At 58.1% G+C, this 3,958-nt stretch carries 5 protein-coding genes and 1 tRNA gene; all 6 read left to right on the top strand.

All coding sequences use genetic code 11. The annotated features are described in order from the left end of the window. Nucleotides 1-62: 62 nt before the first annotated feature. Nucleotides 63-278 (top strand): hypothetical protein, encoded by a 216-nt coding sequence (locus R6T97_RS16255; RefSeq protein ID WP_410350327.1) that lies wholly within the window; start codon nt 63-65, stop codon nt 276-278. Further along, a tRNA-Val gene (locus tag R6T97_RS16260) sits at nt 269-344 on the top strand. The genes R6T97_RS16255 and R6T97_RS16260 overlap by 10 nt, the downstream gene beginning before the upstream one ends. A gap of 111 nt (nt 345-455) precedes the next feature. Next, entirely contained in the window at nt 456-2,000 is a 1,545-nt protein-coding gene (locus R6T97_RS16265; RefSeq protein ID WP_410350328.1) for a DUF6538 domain-containing protein, read from the top strand. A gap of 68 nt (nt 2,001-2,068) precedes the next feature. Then, nucleotides 2,069-2,419 carry a hypothetical protein gene (locus R6T97_RS16270; RefSeq protein ID WP_410350329.1) on the top strand — a complete coding sequence of 117 codons (351 nt, stop codon included), beginning with the start codon at nt 2,069-2,071 and terminating at the stop codon, nt 2,417-2,419. Nucleotides 2,420-2,493: 74 nt separating this feature from the next. Next, nucleotides 2,494-3,678, top strand: coding sequence for a phage portal protein (locus R6T97_RS16275; RefSeq protein WP_410350330.1), 1,185 nt, complete (start codon nt 2,494-2,496; stop codon nt 3,676-3,678). After that, nucleotides 3,675-3,863 carry a hypothetical protein gene (locus R6T97_RS16280; protein ID WP_410350331.1) on the top strand — a complete coding sequence of 63 codons (189 nt, stop codon included), beginning with the start codon at nt 3,675-3,677 and terminating at the stop codon, nt 3,861-3,863. The genes R6T97_RS16275 and R6T97_RS16280 overlap by 4 nt, the downstream gene beginning before the upstream one ends. Nucleotides 3,864-3,958 lie beyond the last annotated feature (95 nt).

Here is a 3,958-nt window from a genome sequence, read left to right on the forward strand (position 1 = left end):
ATCATGGCTATGGCAACCGGGCTTACTAGAAAGAATAATTTGTTGAATAAGGAGAGAATTCCATGAGTGACACGATATCATTTTTGAAGAAGCAAATAAAGGAGAATATCCAGACATATGCCATTCTTTTAGCCTTAGTGTCCGTTTGGGTTTTGTTTTCTATTTTACCGCCGCGCCGTCGCCGCGGCAGACTGAACGCACATGCGCCTGCCTGTCCTTGGCAGGGCCTCTTGCGCGGCCCTGCCAGCTTGGCTAAGAGACATGCGACGGGTGATTAGCTCAGTTGGTAGAGCGCTTCGTTTACACCGAAGATGTCGGAGGTTCGAACCCTTCATCACCCACCATTTCAACCCTTTGAAATCAAACAAACCCCTTGCAAACAAGGCCGTATGGTCGTTTGAAGGTTACAGATTTGGTTACAAAGGCTGACGAACATGGCAGGCAAGATCAGGAACATGACGAACCGCAGCGGGCGCTACCACGCCCGGCTGGTGGTGCCGAAAGACCTGCGCAGAATCGTCGGCAAGACCGAGCTGCGCACCCCGTTGGGTGGCGACTACAAGCAGGCGCTCAAGTTGCTACCCGGTGCCGTGGCACAGCTTCAACACCAGATCGCACTTGCCGAGCAAAAGGCCGGTGCAGGCAAATCGCAGACCGGCCCGGCCCGGTATCCTCTGGCACCTGACCAGATCGCCGTGAGCCATTACATGCAGCGGCTGGCCTTCGATGACGAGCTGCGCAATGATCCACGCTGGCCATCAGTGGGCATTGATGACGTTCTGGTGCAGCAACTGCGCGAGGCGATTGCAGGCAAGGCGAGCGATGCAGTTCTGACCGATCTGGTCGGTGCGCAGATCGAGCGTTTCCGCGCCGCTGGTAATCTCGACGCAGCACCCGGCAGCAACGGGTGGCGCGTCATCGCCCGTGCTCTGTGCAGTGCAGAGCTGGAGGCGCTGGAACGGGTGGCAGAGCGCGACGAGGGCGATTTCACCGGCACCCCTAGCGCGCCGATCATCCGCGATGCGCAGCCCCCTGATTCTGCCCCTGCGCCGGTCAGCCTCTCGAAGCTCTGGCGCGAGTATGTCGAAACTCGGATGAAGGCGGGTTTCATGCGAAGCGGAAAAACACGCGAAGATCCGGTCATCGCGAACCTGCGCAAATTCCTGAAACATGACGACGCGCGCCGCGTGACAAAATCCGACCTGATGACGTGGCGCGACGAGCTGATGAAAACGCTGGCCGCCAAGACCGTGTCCGATATTTACCTGTCAAAGATCAGATCGCTTTTCTCATGGGCTGTCGAAAATGACCGCCTGCCCGAGAATGTCGCGGAGAAGGTCCGGCAAGCCAAGCCGCGCCGCCAACACAGCCGCGAGCAAGGCTTCACAGATGCCGAGGCGATCAGGATTCTCAAAGTCGCCACGACCTACGAACCAAACGCGGACGTCAACGGATACATCCGTGAGAAATCGCATCTTGTCGCGGCAAAGCGATGGGTGCCGATTATCTGCGCATTTTGCGGCGCGCGCCCCTCTGAAATCACACAATTGCGGAAAGAGGATGTGCGCGAGGTAGACGGGCAGTGGGTCATCCGCATCACCCCGGACGCCGGGACCGTCAAGGCCGGTGGCTATCGCGACGTGCCGCTGCATGAGCAAATCGTCAGTCTCGGATTTCCCGAGTTCGTGAAAGCGGCAAAGCCCGGCCCCTTTTTTCATGGTGGCACGGAACCGGCGAAATATGCAGATAAGGCAAAGCGGATATCGAACCAGATTTGCACTTGGCTACAGGAACGCGAGCTAATCCCGGATGGCGTTCGACCTAACTATGGATGGCGGCACCGCTTCAAGAGTCAGACCATCGAGCTTGGGATTTCACCGCGCGTCTATGATGCGATACAGGGCCATTCGGCGAAATCCGCATCCGATGGTTACGGCGACGTGTCCCTGAAAGCCAAGGCCGATGCGATAGGGCGGTTGCCAGCGTATGAGTTGGGTTAGTGACAAAGCGACGTAGCAGGCAAAGGTGTGTCTTGCGAATTGAATCGTCACTATAGAGAGGAAACAATATGGATCAGTATCTGATTTACTTCGTGCCGTTCATCATTATCGGCGTCGGCATGATGCTTGCACCATTTATATCCGATTTGTGGCCTGACTTGTTGGTGCGTTTCGTGGAATTCTGCGCCAGCATGGCAAACGGCGTGTGGGTTGCAGGCGTCGCAATCGTGATACTGATCGGGCTTGGTCTACCGTTGCCTGCTGCAGCCATTGTATCGTTACCCGTCATGTTTTTTGCTGGAAGATACATTGCGCGTCTTTCTGAAGCGGACAGGATAAGGACCAACGAGCGCAGGTGTCGTGCTTGGGAAGAACAAGAGCGACGTGAAGAACAAGAGCGCAACAACCCTAAACCGTAAAGTTATAACATTTCCCTTTCGCCGCGAATCAGGGTGTGGTATTATTACCACACCCACAATTTGCAGCGGATCACATGGCCTTTCAGAGAATCAAACACGCGCTTGGGTTTCGTGCCGAGGAAAAAGCACTCACCCTGACCGACGCAGACGCCCTGACCTTGTTCGGGGCGCTGCCTACCGCGTCCGGTGTATCCATCGGCCCCGGCAACGCCATGCGCGTTCCTGCCGTCGCCTGTGCCACGGGCCTTATCTCTGAGACCATCGGCGCTATCCCGGTCAAGGTCTATGACCGCGCCACCAAGACCGCCTTGACGGATCACCCCGCCTATCGCCTTGTGCATGACGAGGCGAACGAGTGGACCAGCGCCGCAGAGCTGCGCCGCGACCTGACACTTGACGCACTCTTGCACGGGGCAGGCCACGCGCAGGTGATCCGCCTGACAGATGGCACGCCCTATGAGCTGCACAGGCTGGATCCGGGCATGGTGCAGCGCGATCAAGAGACGGACGGTGAGCCGTTCTTTCGTGTCAGCACCGACGCAGGCACCGTGCGGCTATCCTATCGCGACGTGCTGCGCGTCGAGTCCATCGGCGGCATATCCCCGATCACACTTGGCCGCGAAGCAATCGCCCTGGCATTGAGTTTCGAGACCCATATCGGCGGGCTGTTCGCGAATGGCGGCCGCCCCTCTGGCGTCATCAAGGCAAAGAAAGTCCTTGATGTGGATTCCAAGAAGAAGCTGGCCGCGTCGTGGTTCAGCACCCATTCCGGCAAGAGCGCGGGCGGCACTGCCGTTCTCGACGAGGATATGGATTATCTGCCGCTGGCCACCACGCTGGCCGACGCGCAATTCGCAGAAAACCGCCTTGAGCAAATCCGCGAGATCGCGCGCGTGTTCCGGGTGCCACCCACCATGCTTTTCGAGCTGTCGCGCGGCACGTGGTCGAACACCGAACAAATGTTCATGCAGTTTAAACAGGTCACGCTCCAGCCTTGGCTGACCGATTGGGCATGGGCCTATGCGCGGTGCCTGCTGACCCCCGAGGAACGCCGCGAGACATACTTCGAGGCCGTCACCGACGATCTGCTGACCACCGACGCCGCAGCCCGTGCCACCGCATACAGCCAGTATCGCAGCATGGGTGCCCTGACCGCGAACGAGGTGCGCAGCGGATTGAACCTGCCGAAGATGCCCGGCGGTGACGAGCTATCCAACCCCTTCACCACTAGCACCACCAGTAAGGATGCAGCCGAATGAAGCTGACCCACCAAGCCTTTTTCGGTGATGCCGAACACACGTTCAATCTCACCGACACCATGATCACAGAGCTAGTACTACAGTTGCACATATTGCCGATTTCTCCGATGTGCGATGGCGGCAGAGAGCTGATGCTGCCTTCGCCATCGGGACCAATTCCAGATGAATCTCTCGGTCGGAGTTGAACGCGGCAACAATCGCGACAGGAGGCGTCGAATTACTGAAAGCCAAGCGGCGCTGATCTGCGCTGAGGCGCGCAAGGAAAGCAGCGGCTGCCATG

The sequence above is a fragment of the Yoonia sp. genome (assembly GCF_046498525.1).
Taxonomy (GTDB): Bacteria; Pseudomonadota; Alphaproteobacteria; order Rhodobacterales; family Rhodobacteraceae; genus Yoonia.